The sequence below is a fragment of the Streptomyces chiangmaiensis genome, from assembly GCF_036281785.1.
Classification (GTDB): Bacteria; Actinomycetota; Actinomycetes; order Streptomycetales; family Streptomycetaceae; genus Streptomyces; species Streptomyces chiangmaiensis.
On the sequence record NZ_JAYWVC010000424.1, the window covers coordinates 1 to 3,455 of the forward strand.

Genomic DNA, 3,455 nt, shown 5'->3' on the forward strand with positions numbered 1-3,455 from the left:
CCGCGTGCGGGCCTGCTCCTACTGCGGCCCGCGGCCGTCTCCGAGCGCATCTACCCAGGCGGTGGACTCCGAGTCGGGTTGTCCCCGATCCTTGGCGAGCCCTGAAGCCGGAGTACTGTCGCTGGTTCCTGCATGTTCATTCAGAGCCGAGCGGTACGTTCTTCTGGCATCCGCAAAGTGCATGACTTTCAATCTCCAGGTCATCTCATGCGGGTAAGCCAATCCCGGCACCGTCTACAAGACGTCTACGCGAAGTCGCCGTTTTCGCTTTCATCGTGCGTACATCCCGGGATTTCAAGGACGGGGTTTCCGACGTACCTCGACGAGCAAGTCACGCACGGCGTTGGGCGTGCTTTCCTGCACTACCGCGCCTGACTGGTGAGCAGCCCTCCCCCCAGTAGCGGGCGGTCATTTTGTGCGCTGCCCGGGCGCGTACTGGGACAGTAGCCAGCGCAGCTGCCGACGCCCTCTGTGGATGCGCGACATCACAGTGCCCACTGGAGTCCCCATGGTTTCCGCGATCTCGCGATAGGAGAGGCCTTCGATGTCTGCGAGGTACACAGCGAGGCGGCGCGGAGGAGGAATCTGCCGGAAGGCCGCTTTGAGGTCGGGATTCACGATGCGCTCCAGCGCATCCGCTTCGGCTGACCTCAGCGCTCCCGAAGCATAGGCGCCGAGACGCGCCAGTTGCGGGTCTTCGACTTCGGAGGAAAAGCACAGGTGCGGTCTGCGCTGCTGCTTGCGATAGGCAGAAATGTGCTGGTTAAACATGATCCTCTTCAGCCAGGCTCCGAAGTTCGTACCTGGCCGGAACTGGTCGAACGATGCGTAAGCACGCGCGTACGTATCCTGGACCAAGTCCTCAGCATCTGCTGCGTGACGAGTCATGCGCCAGGCAGCGGCGTAGAGGGTACGGCGATGCGGAAGAGCTTCCTTCTCGAATCTCACACGGCGCTGGGCGGGGCCCTCCTGCTGGCCGTTGGTGCCCGGCTTTGGCGGGAAATGCATCGTTGTCACAGTTGCTGCCTCTCTTCGCGCGCAAACAGGCCGACCGCGGCTGGTGTCAGCCGCTCCGTTTGTCTGGGTGCAGCGGCGGATCCGATCGGCCCCAACGCCTGCCGAAGCTGCTTGACGTGCTTGGCCCAACAACTGCTGCTGGGCCGGGCCGGCGAAGTGGGTCTGCTACGGATGCCCCTGTCCGGGCGAGGCGACGTACAGTCCACCGACTGGTTGCGGAGGGACAGCTGGGAATCCTCCCCTGGCTCAGCACCTGCAGTTCGGGGTCATCCCTGCCCCCTGGACTGGCCAGGGGGCAGGAGGTCACTCAGGAGTCCTCCGGGTGCCAGACACCACGTGGACAGCCGCCTCCTCGGCAGAGGCGGCACCGTTGTCGATCCCCACGTCCCGCGCCCAGTAGTCGTCGCCGTCGTATCCTTCGGCGACAACGTCCGTGTCCCAGCTGAGGAGGCGTCCCGCGCGCTCGTCGCCGACCTGGTCGTCGATGAGCTCTCCGTCCGTGCCGATCGTGTCGCCCAGCCCGTCACTCTCGTCCGGTGCACCGGCTTCCGGCACCTCGCGCCTGAGCCGATGTGCGAGGTCCTCGTGGGAGGCGCCCTCCCTCGCAGTGACACCCCAGTCGTTGACGGCGAGGGGCGCATTGGCGGGTGAGTAGCCCCGGTCCAGGACGTCCTCCCCCAGCTCATCCTCGTCGTACTCCTCCTGTGGGCGCAGAGGGTTGGAGGAGGCCAGGTCCTCGTAGGCCGGGAAATCGTCTGGTGAAGTCATCATGGCCTCCATGCCGTCGGAGCCCCGCGGCATCTCGGTGTTGGTGCCTCCGAGACGACGCAGCGGGAGAAGTCCATTCAAGCGGCCTGATGTCGACGAGGCGTCTATCCGGCATAGTCGCCCGGGCGGCCGGCTACCGGCTACCGGCTACCGCCAAATAGCGAAGAAGCCCCTTGGACCGTCCTGCTGCACTCCTACCTCCCACACCGGCTCCAGTTGCCAGGGGGGCGAGGTCGATCAGCTGCTCGTATCCAGGGTTCTCCTCGATGAAGCGGTCGACCACTCGTAGTGATCGTCGCTCGCTTGGCAGCGAGGTCGTCGAGAAAGAAACGAATCAGCAGCTTGGACCAGCCCCGACCGCGGTGTTCCTCCCGGATGGTCGGGTGGGTCAGCACGCGTCGCGGTCCGACCGTCTCGTAGGCGAGCATGCTCGCGGCTTGGTCATCGTGACGCAAATCGTAGAAACGCACGTCGAGATTGGCCGCGATCTCGACGTGACCGTCATCTGCTGGATCCGTTTCTCCACTGATCATGGTTGTCTCACTCCTCGGTTGCACGGCTCGGCGCCACTGTTGAGTGGGCGCGCGTACGCGTTTGTCTCGGAGGGGTGGCCCGTGACAGCGGTGTGCACCTGCCCGCAGCCGGCTACGGACCACGTCCGGGCTGTTCCGGGGCGGCCCTCGGAACAAGGGAATGCGCCGTAGCCCGGGCAGGTTAGGAATCTCCTACAAGACACTCTCGGCCTGGCACTTGCAAACACTGGGTAAGGAGTCCGCCGCCGAGGCAGCTAACGCTAGACGAGTCAGCGGTTCGACGCCGCAGAGTCAAGGCCCTTGTCCAGCTGCCGCGACCAGGCGAAAGGGCGGGCCTTGTCTGTCAGAACCGGTCTAGTGTCAGATGGCCTCAGCCGATTCCGGCCTTACAGAAGGGGGAACACGACATGGTACCGGCAAAAGGGCGTGCCGTGTTGGCGGGTGGATGCTTCTGGGGCATGCAGGAGCTGTTCGGCAGGTTTCCGGGTGTCGTGGGCACCCGTGTCGGCTACACCGGCGGCGAGGTGGTGGAACCGACATACCGAAACCACGGGAACCATGCGGAAGCGGTCGAGGTCACCTACGACCCGTCCGTGACGGACTACCGCAGCATCCTGGAGTTTTTCTTCCAGATCCACGACCCCACCACGTTGAACTGGCAGGGCGACGACATCGGTTTGACCTTCAGGTCCTCCATCTTCTACCTGGACGAGGAGCAGCGACGCATCGCAGGGGCGGTGATCGCGGACTCCGACGCGTCTGGACTATGGCCGGGGAGGCTGGTTACGGAGGTTGTTCCGTCCGGCACGTTCTGGGAGGCGGAACCTGCACACCAGAACTACCTCCAGCGTCATCCCGACGCGCACATGAGTCAGTACGTCCGGAAAAGCTGGAAGCTGCCTCGAACACCAGCCTGACCCGCCCGCGCTTGCCGAAGCGTATCGCGGCGGGCGCGTGCACCTTCAGGGCCCGGTCACCTCAGGAACTCATGCGGGTCCTGTTCCAGGGCCGGCCTGGGCTTGGCATCGATGACCGTCTTGACGACCTTGTTGAGCGTGGGGATGGACCTGACGCCGTACTCTTCAGGGGCGCAAAGGCCCTCGTCGACGTTCAGCAGGACGATTGTGATCTTGTCAC

At 64.4% G+C, this 3,455-nt stretch carries 3 protein-coding genes; 1 reads left to right on the forward strand and 2 read right to left on the reverse strand.

What is annotated here, in order from left to right; genetic code table 11:
• Positions 1 to 408 precede the first annotated feature (408 nt).
• Positions 409 to 1,008, reverse strand: a complete 600-nt coding sequence (locus VXC91_RS43710; protein ID WP_329512908.1) for a sigma-70 family RNA polymerase sigma factor — start codon at positions 1,006 to 1,008, stop codon at positions 409 to 411.
• Between the two features lie 312 nt (positions 1,009 to 1,320).
• The gene (locus tag VXC91_RS43715) at positions 1,321 to 1,788 is read right to left on the reverse strand and encodes a DUF5709 domain-containing protein (RefSeq protein ID WP_329512909.1); all 468 of its coding nucleotides are present in this window, start codon (positions 1,786 to 1,788) and stop codon (positions 1,321 to 1,323) included.
• 937 nt (positions 1,789 to 2,725) lie between these two features.
• Between VXC91_RS43715 and msrA the strand changes: the two genes are divergently transcribed.
• On the forward strand, positions 2,726 to 3,235 hold the full coding sequence (gene msrA / locus VXC91_RS43720) for a peptide-methionine (S)-S-oxide reductase MsrA (RefSeq protein ID WP_329512910.1): 510 nt from the start codon (positions 2,726 to 2,728) through the stop codon (positions 3,233 to 3,235).
• Positions 3,236 to 3,455: the final 220 nt, after the last annotated feature.

Coding starts and splice junctions, on each gene's coding strand:
- VXC91_RS43715 (WP_329512909.1), bottom strand. CDS start 1,788: ATGATGACTTCACCAGACGATTTCCCGGCCTACGAGGACCTGGCCTCC.
- VXC91_RS43710 (WP_329512908.1), bottom strand. CDS start 1,008: ATGCATTTCCCGCCAAAGCCGGGCACCAACGGCCAGCAGGAGGGCCCC.
- msrA (WP_329512910.1), top strand. CDS start 2,726: ATGGTACCGGCAAAAGGGCGTGCCGTGTTGGCGGGTGGATGCTTCTGG.